The sequence below is a fragment of the Erwinia sp. SLM-02 genome (assembly GCF_037450285.1).
Lineage (GTDB): Bacteria > Pseudomonadota > Gammaproteobacteria > Enterobacterales > Enterobacteriaceae > Erwinia.
Genome location: NZ_JAQISN010000001.1, coordinates 2,059,751 through 2,075,783, shown reverse-complemented (window position 1 = coordinate 2,075,783; position 16,033 = coordinate 2,059,751). Strand labels below are relative to the sequence as shown.

The window sequence follows — 16,033 nt, the reverse complement described above, 5'->3', positions numbered from 1 at the left end:
CGATGATGCGCTACGCTTACCCGGGCAGTAAAGATTCCCTGATCGTGCTTAAACCGCAGTATGGCAACTTCATCAACGGTGAGTTTGTGCCGCCGGTCAACGGCCAGTATTTTACCAATACCTCACCGGTCAACGGTTCGGACATCGGCCAGTTCCCCCGTTCCGATAAAGACGACGTGGAAAAAGCGCTGGATGCTGCCCACGCCGCGGCCGATGCCTGGGGCAAAACCTCGGTGCAGGCGCGTTCGCTGACCCTGCTGAAAATCGCCGACCGGCTGGAAGAGAAGCTGGAATACCTCGCCGTCAATGAAACCTGGGATAACGGCAAGCCGGTGCGTGAAACGCTGGCGGCCGATATGCCGCTGGCGGTCGACCACTTCCGCTATTTTGCCGGCTGCCTGCGCGCGCAGGAGGGCACCGCCGCCGAGATCGATGAGTTTACCGCCGCCTATCACTTCCACGAGCCGCTGGGCGTGGTGGCGCAGATTATTCCGTGGAATTTCCCGCTGCTGATGGCGGCGTGGAAGCTGGCACCGGCGCTGGCGGCGGGCAACTGCGTGGTGCTGAAACCCGCCGAACAGACGCCGCTGTCGATCACCTTATTCGTTGAGGTGATTGCCGATCTGCTGCCGAAAGGCGTGCTGAATGTGATCCACGGCTACGGCAAAGAGGCGGGTGAAGCGCTGGCGTCCAACCCGCGCATCGCCAAAGTCGCCTTTACCGGCTCCACCGCCACCGGCGGCCATATTCTGGAGCTGGCGGCGAAAAACCTGATCCCGTCCACCGTCGAGCTGGGCGGTAAATCGCCGAATATCTTCTTCGAAGACATCATGCAGGCGGAAGAATCATTTATCGAAAAGGCGGCGGAGGGCGTGGTGCTCGGCTTCCTCAATCAGGGCGAGGTCTGTACCTGCCCGTCCCGCGCGCTGGTGCAGGAATCGATTTACGAACCCTTTATGGCGGCGGTGATGAAACGGGTGAAAACCATCCGGCGCGGCGACCCGATGGACACCGATACCATGGTCGGCGCACAGGCATCCCAGCAGCAGTTCGACAAAATTCTCTCCTATCTGGACATCGCGCAGAAAGAGGGGGCGGAAGTGCTGACCGGCGGCGGGGTGGAGAAACTGGAGGGCGATCTTAACGGTGGTTATTACATCCAGCCGACGCTGCTCAAGGGCACCAACAGCATGCGCGTGTTCCAGGAGGAGATCTTCGGGCCGGTGGTGGGGATAACCACCTTTAAGGATGAGGCTGAGGCGATTGCCATCGCTAACGATTCGATTTACGGGCTGGGGGCGGGCGTCTGGACGCGGGACATCAACCGTGCCTACCGCGTGGGCCGGGCCATCAAGGCCGGACGCGTGTGGACCAACTGCTACCATCTCTATCCGGCACATGCGGCGTTTGGCGGCTATAAAAAATCCGGCATCGGCCGTGAAACCCACAAAATGATGCTCGATCACTACCAGCAGACCAAAAACCTGCTGGTCAGCTACAGCGTGCAGCCGCTCGGCTTCTTCTGATCGTCCGTACTGTCAAAGCCGGGATTATCCCGGCTTTTTTGTGGCCGAAAAACGCCTGTCTGACCGTCGGCTGCGGCGCCGTCGCCGTAAAGCGATTCAGCCGCTGCAGTGGTAGGGCCAGCCGGTGCGACAAGCCACAGCCATGACGTTATGCTGGGGCTGATGCGGGTGGGAGGTTAGCCCGCGCGGCGAGCCAGCGTCGCCAGCGCTTCCAGCTGCGCCGTCAGGTGATGTCGGGTGCTCTCATCGCTGACGGTGCCCGCTTCGGCATCGATGCGGCTGCCCGCCTGGCCGATCATGATTTCCGGCTTATTAATGACGCTGGCATTGAGGAACACCAGGCTCTGGCGCAGGTGATACTGCGCCCGCGCGCCGCCGATAGCGCCCGGTGACACGGTCTGAATAGCCAGCGGCTTACCCGACAGCGGGCTGTCCGGCAGGCGTGACAGCCAGTCAATAGCGTTTTTCAGCGCGCCGGGAACCGAATAGTTATATTCCGGCGTAACGATGATCACCCCGTCAGCGGCGGCAATGGCCGCACCCATGGCCAGCACCGCCTCCGGGAAACCTTCCGCCTGAATATCGGCATCGTAGTGCGGGAGGTCGGCCACGGAACCCAGCGGACTGATTTCCACACCGGCAGGGGCCAGCGCGGGCAGACTGTTAGCAACAATGGCATTCAGCGAGGCTTTACGCAGGCTGCCAAGCAGAGTCACGAATTTAAGCGGACGAACGTCAGACATGTTTGATTCCCTTTGATGTTCATAATGAAAGTCAAAACGGCAGGAGCTGAAGCAGAATACCAGCCTCTGTGAAGACGAGGGGAAAAAAATGTGAAATTTCTGTAGCTAACAAAGCACTCTGTGCCGTAAAAGCGCAGGGAATTTCCACAAAGATTGTCATCAGCGGCGTGGAGGTATAGTGTTAGCGCACTATTCACTTTTATCATCACCGTCGCGTGATTTTGCCGGTGACTGAGTCGTTAAACCGAGGTCGTTTTGTCCACACATTCTCTCATCCAGCGCCCGAGACGCTTACGCCAGTCTGCTTCTCTTCGTTCCCTGTTCCAGGAATCCAGCCTCAGCCTCAACGATCTGGCCCTGCCGATCTTCGTGGAAGAAGAGCTGGACGACTACAAACCGATCGCCGCCATGCCGGGCGTGATGCGGATTCCTGAAAAACGCCTGGCGTATGAGATTGAGCGAATTGCCAAAGCCGGCGTGCGTTCGGTGATGACCTTTGGTATTTCACATCACACCGACGCCACGGGCAGCGATACCTGGAATGAGAACGGCCTGGTGGCGCGCATGTCGCGCATCTGTAAGGACACGGTGCCGGAGATGATCGTGATGTCCGACACCTGCTTCTGCGAATATACCAGCCACGGCCACTGCGGCGTGCTGCACGATCGCGGCGTGGATAACGATGCGACGCTGATTAACCTCGGCAAGCAGGCGGTAGTGGCCGCGCAGGCCGGTGCCGACTTTATCGCGCCTTCGGCGGCGATGGACGGCCAGGTTGCGGCGATCCGTGCGGCGCTGGACGCCGCCGGTTTCACCGATACGGCGATCATGTCCTATTCCACCAAGTTCGCGTCTTCCTTCTACGGTCCGTTCCGCGAAGCGGCGGGCACCTCGCTGAAGGGCGATCGCAAAACCTATCAGATGAACCCGATGAACCGCCGCGAAGCGATTCGCGAGTCGCTGATCGATGAAGCCGAAGGTGCCGATGCGCTGATGGTGAAACCGGCGGGGGCCTATCTGGATATTCTGCGCGACGTGCGCGAGCACAGCCGTCTGCCGCTGGCCGCCTATCAGGTAAGCGGTGAGTACGCGATGATTAAGTTTGCCGCCCAGGCCGGGGCCATCAGTGAAACGGACGTGGTGCTGGAAAGCCTGGGCGCGATTAAGCGCGCCGGTGCGGATATTATCTTCAGCTACTTTGCGCTGGATCTGGCGGAAAGAAAACTGCTGTAAAGGCTGACCTCCCGCAGACGGGCGGACCTCATGGGTCCGCCTGTTCATTGACGGGGCGGGTTTTCTTAACTGACGTTAGTTACGCTTTCTGCTTCTGCTTCCTGCTCCAGTCAGCTTCCGCGCTTATCCCTTTACCACCACTTCAGAAATAAATTTCACCGAGGTGACGTTGGTGAAGTTCGCCACGTCGGCGGTAAATTCTTCCGCGTGCGGGGCCATCACCCGCTCAAACGCTTCCAGGCTTTCGCAGTAGATATGGCAGGCGGCGATAAACGGGGCGTCTTCGCCGAGCGGCTTATCGATTTCGTAGGAGAGGCAGGCGTCACCCATCCGCGTTTTAATCAGCGGCAGATGCACATCGCGGTAGTAGTCGTGGTCGAAGTGGGCGTCACTGCGGTTAGGGTAAAGCACGCTGAATTTAATCACCGGGGGGATCCTCTGGTTAACGGAGTAATGAGTTGCCGGACGAGTATACACGCTGGCAACCGTGATGAATTAGCGCGGTGAGTCGTGCCCGGCGGGGAAATCAAACGTTTTCGCTGGCGGGACAGCTCAACGCCGTCGGCAACGTTAAAATCCCCGACGGCGAGAGCTTACCCCATAATTAACCTGGCATACTTCAGGGCAGGTTGGGGGGGCGGAACGTCAGCTTGTTCGCGTTAAAGGACGATCCGCAATACCTGTGAGAATTGATATTTCGCGCCGTAGCTGTCCCCGACCGAATAGAGAATCTCCACTTCGCGCCCGTTGTTCTCTTTAATCCAGGCGTCAGGGATATCAATGGTGACGCTGCCGCTACTGTTGGCCTTAACGGGGATGGCATTGCGCGTTGTCACCCCCATCCAGCGTAACCGAACGTTCTGGCTGGTGTTCATGCCGGCAAAACTCGCCGTAACCTTTTTAAAATCTCCGCTAATTACGGGCTTCGTCAACCTGAGCGCCTGGTCTTCCACCGCCAGGCTCAGGCTACCCGACGTTTCCAGCCCCGAGGCGCCTGCGCGCTGTACGCTAAATGCAATGGTCGCGCTGCTGCCGATGGTGTCGATGAATTCGGTACGAGGAACGTTAAATCTCAGCTTACCCGGGGCAGTCACGATCTGAGACGGTGAGGACCAGGTGTGCTCTCTGCCGATCCAGCGGAGGGTAACGTTGTCCCCTTTCGCCATATTTACGTAGGCGGGAACCTCTACCGGCAGGGCATCCAATCGATAATAATCATCCTTTGTCAGCAGACTGCCGCCGTTGCCGGTTGCCGATACGGCCGTGGGTTTCAGGGCGCTGATGCCATTATTCTGGTTGTTATCAACGTTGACTTTTTGATCCTCCTGGCGAAAAGAAAAGACCTCTTTGACGTTATTCGCCAGATTAAGGCGGACAACGGGAACCACAATACCGGTCTGCTGATAGAAATCCTGCTGCATATATTGCGCGCCGGAAAGTCCATCCGCCTGATTATTTCCTACTGCATAGAAAAATGATTCGACGGGCAACGTCTGCGACGTGCCGACCGGCCAGGTTTTCAATGCCAGTTCATTTTGCGACCAGCGAATATTCTGCGTGTCGGGTCTGGAAATACGTCGCGCTTCAAGACTGGTTGCAAAAGGGGTTGTATCCCCGCTAAATGAACACTGGTGCATATAGCGCAGGTCCCCGGAATTTGCCACGGAATTGAAATGCGTTAACCATTGTTGGGCGGTGGTAATACCCTGTTGATCGCAGGCCCGACTTGCCCGATCGGATAAATACATTCCGCAGCCGCGATCGATGCGGGATTCCGTTCCTGCGTCATAGGGAAATGAGCACGCCACTTCCAGGGGATAATCGGTGGTGGCTCTGCTGTTGTTATTTTTAATGCTGAAGCCCTGAGAGCGGTTTTCCTGCAGTCTGACAGCGCTCAGGTCTGTGCGGAAGTATGAAAAGGCCACGCCGCCACGAGAGACGGAGGAGGGGCTGGGATCCCAGGCATGGTACTTCGACTTCCCGTTCGCTGCGCGGATCATCACCCCGTTGCAATAATAAGCGGGTTGAGAGCCACAGGTGTCCTGGGTGTCGAAGTAGCGCCTGTTCATGGCTGCGGCTACGGCATAACCGTCCGGCTGCATCGCCCGCTGCGTGAGGGAATCCACCTCGCTGACGGATAAAACAGAACTGTCCGTCATGCCGTCCTGAGCATAACTAAATAAAGGTAAAAGCGACAGCAGGACAATATTTTTCATCCTGAACGGGTCACGTTTGTTTTTTTTACTGGCAGGGGTTTTCATTCCTGATTGTTGTTTCATAGGTATTCCATTCATTGTTTATTCAGCAAGTATCGGTATGCGTTATTTCGCCTGCCGGTGAAGTCCGGTGGGCAAAAATAGTTTAATGAGGGGGGAGGGATTTAATAGTTATTGGATTTGTCTTCCTGCTGATACAAGCGGCTTATTCACGGTGGATGCCCATGCTGAAATTTCGCTCTTCACCAGGCTTACGTGCACATTATCTTAAAAGCTGGCAGCCCCCCGATCTCTGTCTATACTAAATACTGACGTTATGCGCACTGAGGGGCGTCGGGTGAGGAAAAAACGCAGTAACGTGGAGTCAGATTTTCAGCAGGGCATGAACCACTGCACTAAAAAGATATCACTCTTCTGGCCGTTCTTATCTCCCCGGCGACAGCCGTATCGTGGTTTCCATTTTGATTCTCTCCCTCTTGCGCGAAAGGGTTTCCTGTCACGTTTAATCAGGAGGAATGTGTGACTAAAACAGAATTCGTTCCCCCACTGGAACCGGCACGTTATGCGTTCTTTTTTGATGTGGATGGCACCCTGGCCGCGATTAAATCGCGGCCTGAGGATGTCTCTGTCCCGGCCCCGGTGCGCGATAATCTGGCGCGGCTGGCCAGCCACTGCAACGGCGCGCTGGCGCTGATTTCCGGACGACCGATGCGGGAGCTGGATGCACTGGTGGAGCCGCTTATACTGCCGCTGGCGGGCGTACACGGTGCCGAAAGGCGCGATGGCGAGGGAAATATCCATCGCATCGCCCTGTCACCTGAGACGGTTGGCCTGTTGACCGCCGAGCTGGAACCGGCGATAGCGGCGTTGCCCGGAACCCAGCTGGAGAGCAAAGGCATGGCGTTCGCGCTGCATTACCGGCGGGCGCCGGAACATCAGCAGGCCATTCAGCAACTGGCGGATGGGCTGGTTGCGCGCTTTCCCGAGCTGGTTCAGCAGCCGGGAAAATGCGTCATTGAGCTGAAGCCGGACGGCGTCAGCAAAGGTGCCGCAATCAGGTACTTTATGAAACAGCCCCCGTTTTTGGGGCGCATTCCGGTTTTCGTCGGTGATGACCTGACGGACGAGGCCGGATTTAAAGTTGTCAACGCAATGGAGGGCGTTTCAGTGAAGGTGGGTGCAGGCATCAGCGAAGCGCGCGGCAATTTGCCGGACGTGCCCGCGGTCTGGCACTGGCTGGAGCAAACCAGAATAAAATTAGATCAGGACGCGCAGGCGTCGGTAAGGAGTGAAACGTTATGAGTCGTTTAGTCGTCGTATCGAATCGAATTGCTGTTCCCGATGGCAGCAAGGTCAGCGCCGGTGGATTAACGGTAGGCATCGTTGATGCACTGAAAACCACCGGCGGTGTCTGGTACGGATGGAACGGTAACATCAACGAAATCGGTGAAGATGATGATGAACTGTCCATGCTGGAACAGGACGGCATCACCTACGCGTCGTTTGGCCTGAATCAAAATGATTACGATCTCTACTATCTGCAGTTTTCCAATGCGGTGCTGTGGCCGGCCTTCCACTATCGCCTTGACCTCGTGAACTTCCAGCGTGAAGCCTGGGAAGGCTACAGCCGGGTGAATAAGCAGCTGGCGCAGCGCCTTCTGCCGCTGCTGAAGCCGGATGACGTGCTGTGGATCCACGATTATCATCTGCTGCCGTTTGCCGCCGAACTGCGTGAGCTGGGTGTGAACAACCGCATCGGGTTCTTCCTGCATATTCCGTTTCCTACGCCGGAAATCTTTAACGCGCTGCCGCCGCATGCTGACCTGCTGGAAATGATGTGTGACTACGACCTGCTGGGCTTCCAGACCGAGAGCGACCGCATCGCTTTCCTGGAGTGCGTTTCGCTGCTGACCCCGCTGCAGACCGAGGGGAAACAGCATCGTGCCTTCGGCAATCGCTTTGCTACCGAGGTGTATCCCATCGGGATAGAGCCGGACAGTATTAAAGAGATGGCTGAAGGCCCGCTGCCGCCGAAAATGGTCGCAATGAAGCGGGACCTCGGCGATGCACAGAACATTATTGCCTGCGAGCGGCTGGACTATTCAAAAGGGCTGCCGGAACGCTTCCTCGCCTATGAGGCACTGCTGGAAAACTTCCCGCAGCACCGCGGGAAAATCCGCTACTCGCAGATCGCGCCCACCTCGCGCGGCGATGTGCAGGCCTATCAGGACATCCGACACCAGCTGGAGACCGAAGCGGGGCGGATTAACGGTAAATACGGCACGCTGGGCTGGACGCCCCTCTACTATCTGAACCAGCATTTTGACCGTCGCCTGCTGATGAAAATTTTCCGCCTGACCGATATCGGGCTGGTGACGCCGCTGCGTGACGGGATGAATCTGGTGGCAAAAGAGTACGTGGCCGCTCAGGATCCGGACGACCCCGGCGTGCTGGTGCTGTCGCGCTTTGCCGGTGCGGCAAACGAGCTGACCTCGGCGCTCATCGTTAACCCTTACGATCGTGACGAAGTGGCCGCCGCGCTGGATCGCGCGCTGACCATGTCGCGCACCGAGCGTATTTCACGCTACAACGATATGATGGCGGTTCTGCGGCAGAATGATATTGCCCACTGGCGCAAAACCTACCTGCAGGATCTGCAGGGGCTGAAGCCGCGCAGCGAGCAGGAGAGTGAGGAAAAGAAGGTGGTGAGTTTCACCCGACTCGCCTGACCCGCCCGTCATAAAGTAAAAACCCCAGCCGGTATCACCCGGCTGGGGTTTTTTACTGTCGCGCGGCAGGGACAGAGACCCACCGCGGCCAGGATTACATACGTTCGACGGTCTGGATACCCAGCGTATCCAGACCCTGCTTCAGCGTCTTCGCCGTCAGCAGCGCCAGGCGCAGGCGGCTCTGTTTCACCGCTTCATCTTCCGCACTGAGGATCGGGCAGTGCTCGTAGAAGCCGGAGAACAGGCCGGCCAGATCGTACAGGTAGGCGCACATCACGTGCGGCGTGCCGTCGCGGGCAACCTGGGTGATGGTTTCTTCGAACTGCAGCAGGCGCACGGCCAGGGCGGCTTCGCGATCTTCACTGATAAGCGTCGATCCGCTGATACCGTTCTCATCAATCCCCGCCTTGCGGAATACGGAAAGCACGCGGGTGTAGGCATACTGCATATACGGCGCGGTGTTGCCTTCAAACGCCAGCATATTGTCCCAGTCGAAGATATAGTCGGTGGTGCGGCTTTTTGACAGGTCGGCGTATTTCACCGCGCCGATACCGACGATGTTCGCCAGTTTGTTCAGCTCTTCTTCCGGCATATCCGGATTCTTTTCCGACACCAGTTTCGTGGCGCGATCCACCGCTTCATCCAGCAGATCGGAAAGCTTGATCGTACCGCCCGCACGGGTTTTAAACGGCTTGCCGTCTTTACCCAGCATCATGCCAAACATATGGTGTTCCAGCGGCACGGAATCCGGCACGTAGCCCGCTTTGCGCACGATGGTCCAGGCCTGCATCAGGTGCTGATGCTGACGGGAGTCGATGTAGTACAGCACGCGGTCGGCATGCAGCGTTTCATAGCGGTATTTGGCGCAGGCGATGTCGGTGGTGGTGTACAGGAAGCCGCCATCCTTTTTCTGGATGATGACGCCCATCGGTTCGCCTTCCTTGTTTTTATACTCATCAAGGAAAACAACGGTGGCGCCTTCACTCTCTACCGCCATGCCTTTCGCTTTCAGGTCGGCCACGATGCCCGGCAGCATGTCGTTGTACAGGCTTTCACCCATCACGTCTTTACGCGTCAGGGTGACGTTCATGCGGTCATAAATCAGCTGGTTCTGCGACATGGTGATGTCGACCAGTTTTTTCCACAGGGTACGGCACTGCTCGTCGCCGCCCTGCAGTTTTACCACGTAGCCACGGGCGCGTTCGGCGAAAACCGGGTCTTCGTCGTAGGTGCGTTTGGCTTCGCGGTAGAAGGCTTCCAGGTCCGCCAGGGCGATATCTTCATGATGTTCGTTCTGCTGTTTTTCCAGGAAGGCGATCAGCATGCCGAACTGCGTGCCCCAGTCACCGACGTGGTTAGCGCGGATGACGTTGTGGCCGAGGAATTCCAGCGTGCGCACCGCGGCATCACCGATGATGGTGGAGCGCACGTGGCCGACGTGCATCTCTTTCGCCACGTTCGGTGCCGAATAGTCAATGACGATGGTCTGCGGCTTAACGGGGGCCACGCCCAGCTTCGGCGCGGCCAGCACGCCGTCAACCTGCTGTGCCAGCCAGGCAGGCTCAAGGAAGATATTGATAAAGCCGGGGCCGGCGATCTCGACCTTGCGGGCAATACCGCTCAGATCCAGCTGTTCCAGCACCTTTTCTGCCAGTTGTCGTGGTGGCATGCCCAGTGATTTGGCCACGGCCATCATGCCGTTTGCCTGATAATCACCAAACTGCACTTTGGCTGACTGACGCACCTGAGGCTCACAGTCTGCTGGAGCACCCACTGCGATCATCGCCTGACTGACTTTTTCTGAGAGAAGGGCCTGAATATTCACCGAGTTACCTTAATTATGCTGAAGACGCCCACACGCAACGGGCGCGGGCCGCGATCGCAACGCCGGTAGCGGGGAAAAGGCACCTGCTGCCGGCGTCGTTAAAAAAACAAGGGGAGAAGTATACTGCATTTAGCGCGCGTTTTTCCAGGAACCTTAACGGCGGCACGGGGTGAGTTTTTGCGGCCTTTTCGGGTAATATACGCCGCAACCGCAGAAAGCACATTCCGCGACGGTCGCCACCACGGCATGACCGGCGCCGCACTCAAGGATTTTTTCAGATGACCGATATCAGCAAACAGGCCGAACTGCAGGATTTAAGCGCGGATCTGGCGCGTTTCGTTGACGCCCTTAACCATCTGGCCGGGCGTCTTGGCCTGGATCTGACCGCGCTGGAGGCCGACCACATTGCGGTTCGTTGCCATCAGAACACCACCGCCGAGCGCTGGAAGCAGGGGCTGCTGCAGTGCGGCACGCTGTTCTCCGAAAAGGAGATTGCCGGCAGGCCGATTGCGCTGTTTGAACTGTCTACGCCGCTGAGTGTGGGACCGTGGCAGATTAGCGTGATTGAGCTGCCGTGGCCGGGGGCAAAACTCTACCGCCACGAGGGCTGGGAGCACGTTGAGATCGTCCTGCGCGGCGACGAGGCGCAGCTGGGGTCGCGCGCGCTGGCGTTAATGGCGGATGACGGACTGATCCAGCAGGGTATTTCGGTGAAAAGCAGCGCGCCGAAAGGGGAAGGGGAACGCCTGCCGAATCCGACGCTGGCGGTGACCGACGGCAAGGTGACCATCAAGTTCCATCCGTGGAGCCTGAAAGAGGTCGTGGCCAGCGAGGTCAGCGAGGGCTGAGAAAACGGGTGCATTGTGGCCAGAGCATTCATGGTATTGACCGGCGATGCCACTTCTGGCCTGCCATCGCCATCGTTATAGTACGGCAGTCAGGCTGGCTGCTGAGCCGGGATATTCCGAGGATAGTGGGCGGGCGTGATACCCGTTTGCTGGCGGAAAAAAACAATAAAGGCACTGTCGCTGGAAAATTCCAGCTGTTGTGCCACCTGGCTTATCGGTCCTCCGTCGGAGAGCATTTCCATTGATTTAAGCAGTCGCCACTGCTGCCGCCAGTTCTGATAATTCATCCCGGTTTCCCGGATAAATATCCGGCTTATTGTGCGTTCGCATGCGCCTGACTGTCGGGCTAACTGACCCAGTCTGGGAGGCAGCTCGCCGTTCATCACCTTGTCGAGCCACGTTTGCAGGCGTCTGTCGGTGGGAAAGCGCAGCGTCCAGTTTTCACTGCGTGCGGCTCGAATTTCCTGGCTGAAAACGCTAATAAGACTGGTCTGTTGCTCTTCAGACATTCCCCAGGGCCAGAATGCCATTCGTTCAATGACTTCAAAAAGCAGAGGGTTAACCTGAACGATCTGCATGGGTAGTGCCAATAAAGGCAGCGCGGGGGAGAAGTACAGAGACCGATAGGCCATGACGCCACGCATGATGGCGCGGTGAACCGTGCCCGCCGGTATCCAGGCTGCGCGACGGGGGGGAAGCAGGAACAAGGTCCGCTCCAGTTCAATGGTAATACTTCCCGCCGCTGAAAAAAGTAACTGATGCCTTCTGTGGCAGTGCCGTCCTGAATCATGCGGTCCCATTTCGGACGCAATGCCCACGACGGGATCGTCGAAACTATCGGGGTCGAACACAGCATCCTGAGTGATTTTCATAGCTTGTCCGATTTTTGATATATTGAGTCCTTATGATTGTAATGTGACACTCTCTTTTCAGCAATAATGCCCTCCCGTTATCGATTGGAGGACATCGTGATGAATACAGCGTATCGGCCGCCCCTGTGGCTGCTGACATTGCTAATTATGTTTCCGCAGCTGGTGGAAACCGTTTACAGCCCGGCTTTACCGGATATCGCCCACTTTTTTCATGTGAGCAGTGAGCGCGCTGCTCAAACCCTCTCGGTCTACTTTGTCGCGTTTGCCGTCGGTGTGGCACTGTGGGGCTGGTTGAGCGACTGCATCGGAAGAAGACCCGCCATGATAGCGGGAATATTCTGCTACGGCGCCGGTTGCGCGTTGGCGATGGTCGTCAGCGATTTCAACATGCTGCTGCTGGCCCGAATACTGTCGGCGGTGGGTGCCGCAGCCGGATCGGTTGTTGTACAAACCATGTTGAGAGACTGCTATGAATCTGTCGCGCTGGCGCGAGTATTTTCCGTGATGGGAAGCGCTCTGGCCGTGAGTCCGGTTATTGGTTTGGTAAGTGGTGGCTGGCTGGTCAACCAGTACGGACATACCGGCATATTTTTTGCGCTCGTTTTGTTGGCCGTTTTGCTGCTGATACTGACCGCGATCCTGCTACCGGAAACCCGACCTCAAAATACGCAGAAGGCCTACCGGGAACCGCGACTGGCATTGCGCATGGTTCGGGATGGTTCGCTCTGGAAAAATGCCATGTTGATTGCCCTGCTAAACACCATGTTGTTCAGCTATTACAGCCTTGCGCCATTTCTTTTCGAGACGTTAGGGTGGAGCTCCGGCGACTTCGGCTGGACGGGCTTTATACTGGCTCTGGCATCGCTGTCGGGCAGTCTCCTGAACCGCAGGCTGTTAACTACCGGGTTAACTGCGGAACAACTTGTACACTGTGCCTGCCTTATGGCGCTGCTGTCCGGTCTGGTTGCATGGTGGTTGCAGTATTCTGCCTGGATACTTTTACCGGTAGCGGGGGTGGTGGTGTGCTACGGCATTGCCATTCCTAATGTGCTGAGCCAGGCGTTGCGTAATTATCGAGACCAGGCGGGTGCTGCCGGGGCGCTGTTTGGGTTGAGCTACTATTCGCTTCTGGGGATGATGCTTGCACTATCCAGTGTGCTGCAGCAGCTGGGGCTGGTTCTGGCACTGTGTGCGCTGACAGCCTGGCTGTTCAGCCTGTCGCGCAACTAAGTACGGGGCATAAACAGACAAAAAGCCCCGTACCCTTCAATGATTTTTCGGCCCCGCTAGTGTTAACGACGGGACTGAACGGCCAGGCTGATACGGCGTAACGCCTCATCCAGCAGCAGGCGGTGGCAGCCGAAATTGATGCGCACGAAGTTCTCGTCACCGAAATCCCCCCCTGCGCTGAACCCTAACCCGAAACGCTCAAAGAACTGCTGCGGGTTTTCTACCTCAAGACGGCTGGCATCAATCCAGCCGAGATAGCTGCCTTCCGGAGAGACCATGCTCAGCTCCGGCAGCGAATGCAGATGGCTGACCAGCGTATCGCGGTTGCGCCGGAGGTAGGCCAGCTGCTCGTCCAGCCACGGCTGGCCGTCGCGCCAGGCTGCCGTCGCGGCAACGTAGGCCAGGACGTCAACGTCCGGCACCATGCCTTTACGTTCGCGGGAAAAACGCTCGCGCAGTTCGCGATTGGGGATGATGGCCACCGACGCGCCCAGCCCGGCGATATTGAACGTCTTTGACGGCGACATCAGCGTGATGGAACGCTGGGCGGCATCTTCGCTGAGGCTGGCAAACGGGATGTGCTTCGCGCCCGGTTCCAGCAGCAGATCGCAGTGAATTTCATCGGAACAGACGATCAGATCGTGGCGGCGGGCGAATCGCAGCTGCGCTTCCAGCTCCTCGCGGCGATACACCGTGCCGCCGGGGTTTTGCGGATTACACAGCATCAGCAGCTTTTCTGCACCGTTCAGCCGTGATTCCTGCGCCTCAAGATCCAGCACCCAGCGCTGGTCGCGGAGCTGCAGGGGAACAGTCAGCTGCGCGCGGTCGGCCAGCGCGGCGGCCTGGCGAAAAGGGGGATAGATCGGCGTCGGGGAAACGGTTCCCTGCTGCGCTGAGGTGAATGCCCGCACGCAGAGATTAAGCCCGCACACCACGCCGGGTAAAAATACCAGCCATTCCGGCTGAATATGCCAGCCGTAACGATGGGCCATACGTTCGATAATGACGTCGGTCAGAGCCTCTGATGGCACTCCGTAACCGAACACGCCATGGGCAATACGCTCCTGAAGCGCGGCAGTAATACAGTCTGCCGAACGAAAATCGGTATCAGCAACCCAGAGCGGAAGGATATCCCGATCACCATATTTTCGCCATTTAAGACTATCGCTGTGACGGCGGTCTATCCGTTGGTCAAAATCGAATGCCATGCTAATGATTCCCGTTAAAATAAACACCTGTATGACTTCACGCAGACTAAAGCTCTGATTAATCTAAAATTTGCCGTGTTCGCGCTATGTGATTTATGTATATATTACATTAACCTACAAGCGATATTGCTTCATTGGAATGATGCAGGTCATCGTCATGTGCCAAAAATGTGACAATGTTGCAGAACCTGCTCAAATGTTCCCCACTCAAGTGGGCATATTTATTGACCATCTCCAATGTCTCCCAGCCTCCCATTTCTTTAAGGGCCAAAAGCGGTGTTCCGTTCTGAACATGCCAACTTGCCCATGTATGCCGCAAGTCATGGAATCTAAAATCAACGATACCGGATATTGATAATGCCCTTAAGAAATCTGTGCGGTTGTAATTCACTTCCATTTGACCATCCGAAGAGAACAAGAATTCGTTAATGCGCGGAATCTTCTTTATTATTGCCACCGCCTCATCATTAAGGGGTAGTGGCCTTGCTTTTCCTGATTTCGCTCTGTCAGCAGTGACAACCGCGACCCGCCTGCGGAGGTCTACATTCTTCCACGTCAGTGAAAGCATCTCTCCCAGCCTTGCCCCGGTGAGAAGAGCAAATGAGCACAGATGCTTCATCCATTCTTTCTGAAGATTTTCGACCAGTGATCGCGCTTCGTTTTTATCGATCCACCTTACCCTTACCTTCGGTTCACGCAATGATCGAGAGTAAGGTATCTTATCAATCCAGCCGTTTTTATACGCCAAAGAAAACCCGCGCATTAGCAGTGCGCGATAACGGTTTTTTGTCGCATTAGTCAGGCGGTTTTTGAAGCGTATGCTGTGAGTTGGAAGGTTGTTTGTAATATCTTCACTGGTGATGGAGGATATCAACCTACCCTCGAAACAACTTAACCAATAGCGAGCCTGAATTTGTTTATTACCAAAGCATGCCTGACCTTCAGCATCTTGTAATGCCAAAAGTATAAGTTCCTCAAAACTTCGTTCTGGCTTCTTATTCAGGTTCGTAATTGCCCACAGTTCGTGTTTCATTTTGTCGTGTAACTGCTGGGCTTTTGCTTTTTCCTCGGTGCCAGCAGAGCGTCTAACTCGCGAGCCATCTGGCGCTGAGATATCGATCCAGTATGTCTTGCCCCTTTTGTAGATCGGCATTTCTTCTTCTCCTTACCGCCTACAACAGCCAGCCGATAAACATTGTTATCTGTAGCAGGCGCTTCGGCAAATTTTTTTAGGCTATCTGAGTTAGCGCGCCAACTGTTACCGACACGGAACATGTGATATCTGGGGGGGTTGCGGTAAATCGTCGTAGCCGAAATCTGAAGAGCTAAGGCCAGCTCTTTAACGGTCATGAGTTTCTCGGTAGGAGGCATACTTACCTCTTATGGCAAATTGTCAGGCCACCTGCTGATCGCGGGTGGTACAGAGTTCTGGCAGGTTGGCGCGGACAAGCGCTTCAGCGAACGGCGGGGGCACGGCATTGCCGCAGCGGGCTACCTGCTTGTCTTTCGCGTACTTGCTGCCACGATAGTCACGGTCGATGACGTACCACGCCGGGAAACCCTGCGCGTTATACAGTTCCCGCGGCTGCAGCATGCGCATGCC

General features: G+C 56.6%; 14 protein-coding genes. 6 read left to right on the top strand and 8 right to left on the bottom strand.

The features are described 5' to 3' along the window. Positions 1–5 precede the first annotated feature (5 nt). Positions 6–1,526 carry an acetaldehyde dehydrogenase ExaC gene (gene exaC / locus PGH32_RS09685; protein ID WP_105595072.1) on the top strand — a complete coding sequence of 507 codons (1,521 nt, stop codon included), beginning with the start codon at positions 6–8 and terminating at the stop codon, positions 1,524–1,526. A gap of 176 nt (positions 1,527–1,702) precedes the next feature. On the opposite strand, the gene PGH32_RS09680 is transcribed toward exaC, so the two are convergent. Next, positions 1,703–2,269, bottom strand: a complete 567-nt coding sequence (locus PGH32_RS09680; protein ID WP_337893886.1) for an NADPH-dependent FMN reductase — start codon at positions 2,267–2,269, stop codon at positions 1,703–1,705. A gap of 255 nt (positions 2,270–2,524) precedes the next feature. On the opposite strand from PGH32_RS09680, the gene hemB reads away from it, so the two are divergent. Then, complete coding sequence (gene hemB, locus PGH32_RS09675; RefSeq protein WP_314423300.1) at positions 2,525–3,502, top strand: porphobilinogen synthase; 978 nt, start codon at positions 2,525–2,527, stop codon at positions 3,500–3,502. Between the two features lie 123 nt (positions 3,503–3,625). Here the strand turns inward: hemB and PGH32_RS09670 are convergent, their stop codons facing one another. Together PGH32_RS09670 and PGH32_RS09665 are read right to left on the bottom strand one after the other, a co-directional pair. Next, entirely contained in the window at positions 3,626–3,928 is a 303-nt protein-coding gene (locus PGH32_RS09670) for an EthD family reductase (RefSeq protein WP_314423297.1), read from the bottom strand. Between the two features lie 233 nt (positions 3,929–4,161). Then, a complete protein-coding gene (locus PGH32_RS09665) occupies positions 4,162–5,781 on the bottom strand; it encodes a hypothetical protein (protein ID WP_314423296.1) in 1,620 nt (539 codons plus the stop codon). A gap of 456 nt (positions 5,782–6,237) precedes the next feature. Here PGH32_RS09665 and otsB point away from each other — a divergent pair, with 456 nt between their 5' ends. Together otsB and otsA are read left to right on the top strand one after the other, a co-directional pair. Continuing rightward, complete coding sequence (gene otsB, locus PGH32_RS09660; RefSeq protein WP_337893885.1) at positions 6,238–7,020, top strand: trehalose-phosphatase; 783 nt, start codon at positions 6,238–6,240, stop codon at positions 7,018–7,020. Next, positions 7,017–8,447 (top strand): alpha,alpha-trehalose-phosphate synthase, encoded by a 1,431-nt coding sequence (otsA, locus tag PGH32_RS09655; protein ID WP_314423291.1) that lies wholly within the window; start codon positions 7,017–7,019, stop codon positions 8,445–8,447. The genes otsB and otsA overlap by 4 nt, the downstream gene beginning before the upstream one ends. A 94-nt stretch (positions 8,448–8,541) precedes the next feature. Here otsA and argS read toward each other — a convergent pair whose 3' ends face one another. Then, positions 8,542–10,272 carry an arginine--tRNA ligase gene (gene argS / locus PGH32_RS09650; protein ID WP_337893884.1) on the bottom strand — a complete coding sequence of 577 codons (1,731 nt, stop codon included), beginning with the start codon at positions 10,270–10,272 and terminating at the stop codon, positions 8,542–8,544. 278 nt (positions 10,273–10,550) lie between these two features. Between argS and PGH32_RS09645 the strand changes: the two genes are divergently transcribed. Next, a complete protein-coding gene (locus PGH32_RS09645; protein ID WP_337893883.1) occupies positions 10,551–11,120 on the top strand; it encodes a VOC family protein in 570 nt (189 codons plus the stop codon). 89 nt (positions 11,121–11,209) lie between these two features. Here the strand turns inward: PGH32_RS09645 and PGH32_RS09640 are convergent, their stop codons facing one another. Then, complete coding sequence (locus tag PGH32_RS09640) at positions 11,210–11,992, bottom strand: AraC family transcriptional regulator (RefSeq protein WP_314423285.1); 783 nt, start codon at positions 11,990–11,992, stop codon at positions 11,210–11,212. Between the two features lie 99 nt (positions 11,993–12,091). Between PGH32_RS09640 and PGH32_RS09635 the strand changes: the two genes are divergently transcribed. After that, positions 12,092–13,222, top strand: a complete 1,131-nt coding sequence (locus PGH32_RS09635) for a multidrug effflux MFS transporter (protein ID WP_337893882.1) — start codon at positions 12,092–12,094, stop codon at positions 13,220–13,222. A gap of 62 nt (positions 13,223–13,284) precedes the next feature. On the opposite strand, the gene PGH32_RS09630 is transcribed toward PGH32_RS09635, so the two are convergent. The 3 genes from PGH32_RS09630 to PGH32_RS09620 form a co-directional block, all read right to left on the bottom strand. Continuing rightward, positions 13,285–14,430 (bottom strand): MalY/PatB family protein, encoded by a 1,146-nt coding sequence (locus PGH32_RS09630; RefSeq protein ID WP_337893881.1) that lies wholly within the window; start codon positions 14,428–14,430, stop codon positions 13,285–13,287. 109 nt (positions 14,431–14,539) lie between these two features. Next, positions 14,540–15,583, bottom strand: coding sequence for a tyrosine-type recombinase/integrase (locus PGH32_RS09625; protein ID WP_337893880.1), 1,044 nt, complete (start codon positions 15,581–15,583; stop codon positions 14,540–14,542). Positions 15,584–15,823: 240 nt separating this feature from the next. After that, positions 15,824–16,030, bottom strand: coding sequence for a DNA cytosine methyltransferase (locus tag PGH32_RS09620; protein ID WP_337893879.1), 207 nt, complete (start codon positions 16,028–16,030; stop codon positions 15,824–15,826). Between the last annotated feature and the right edge of the window lie 3 nt (positions 16,031–16,033).

Excerpts from the sequence above, each read along its gene's own strand:
- exaC (WP_105595072.1), top strand. The coding sequence starts at position 6 with ATGCGCTACGCTTACCCGGGCAGTAAAGATTCCCTGATCGTGCTTAAA.
- PGH32_RS09680 (WP_337893886.1), bottom strand. The coding sequence starts at position 2,269 with ATGTCTGACGTTCGTCCGCTTAAATTCGTGACTCTGCTTGGCAGCCTG.
- PGH32_RS09665 (WP_314423296.1), bottom strand. The coding sequence starts at position 5,781 with ATGAAACAACAATCAGGAATGAAAACCCCTGCCAGTAAAAAAAACAAA.
- otsA (WP_314423291.1), top strand. The coding sequence starts at position 7,017 with ATGAGTCGTTTAGTCGTCGTATCGAATCGAATTGCTGTTCCCGATGGC.
- PGH32_RS09645 (WP_337893883.1), top strand. The coding sequence starts at position 10,551 with ATGACCGATATCAGCAAACAGGCCGAACTGCAGGATTTAAGCGCGGAT.
- PGH32_RS09640 (WP_314423285.1), bottom strand. The coding sequence starts at position 11,992 with ATGAAAATCACTCAGGATGCTGTGTTCGACCCCGATAGTTTCGACGAT.
- PGH32_RS09635 (WP_337893882.1), top strand. The coding sequence starts at position 12,092 with ATGAATACAGCGTATCGGCCGCCCCTGTGGCTGCTGACATTGCTAATT.
- PGH32_RS09630 (WP_337893881.1), bottom strand. The coding sequence starts at position 14,430 with ATGGCATTCGATTTTGACCAACGGATAGACCGCCGTCACAGCGATAGT.
- PGH32_RS09625 (WP_337893880.1), bottom strand. The coding sequence starts at position 15,583 with ATGCCGATCTACAAAAGGGGCAAGACATACTGGATCGATATCTCAGCG.
- PGH32_RS09620 (WP_337893879.1), bottom strand. The coding sequence starts at position 16,030 with ATGCGCATGCTGCAGCCGCGGGAACTGTATAACGCGCAGGGTTTCCCG.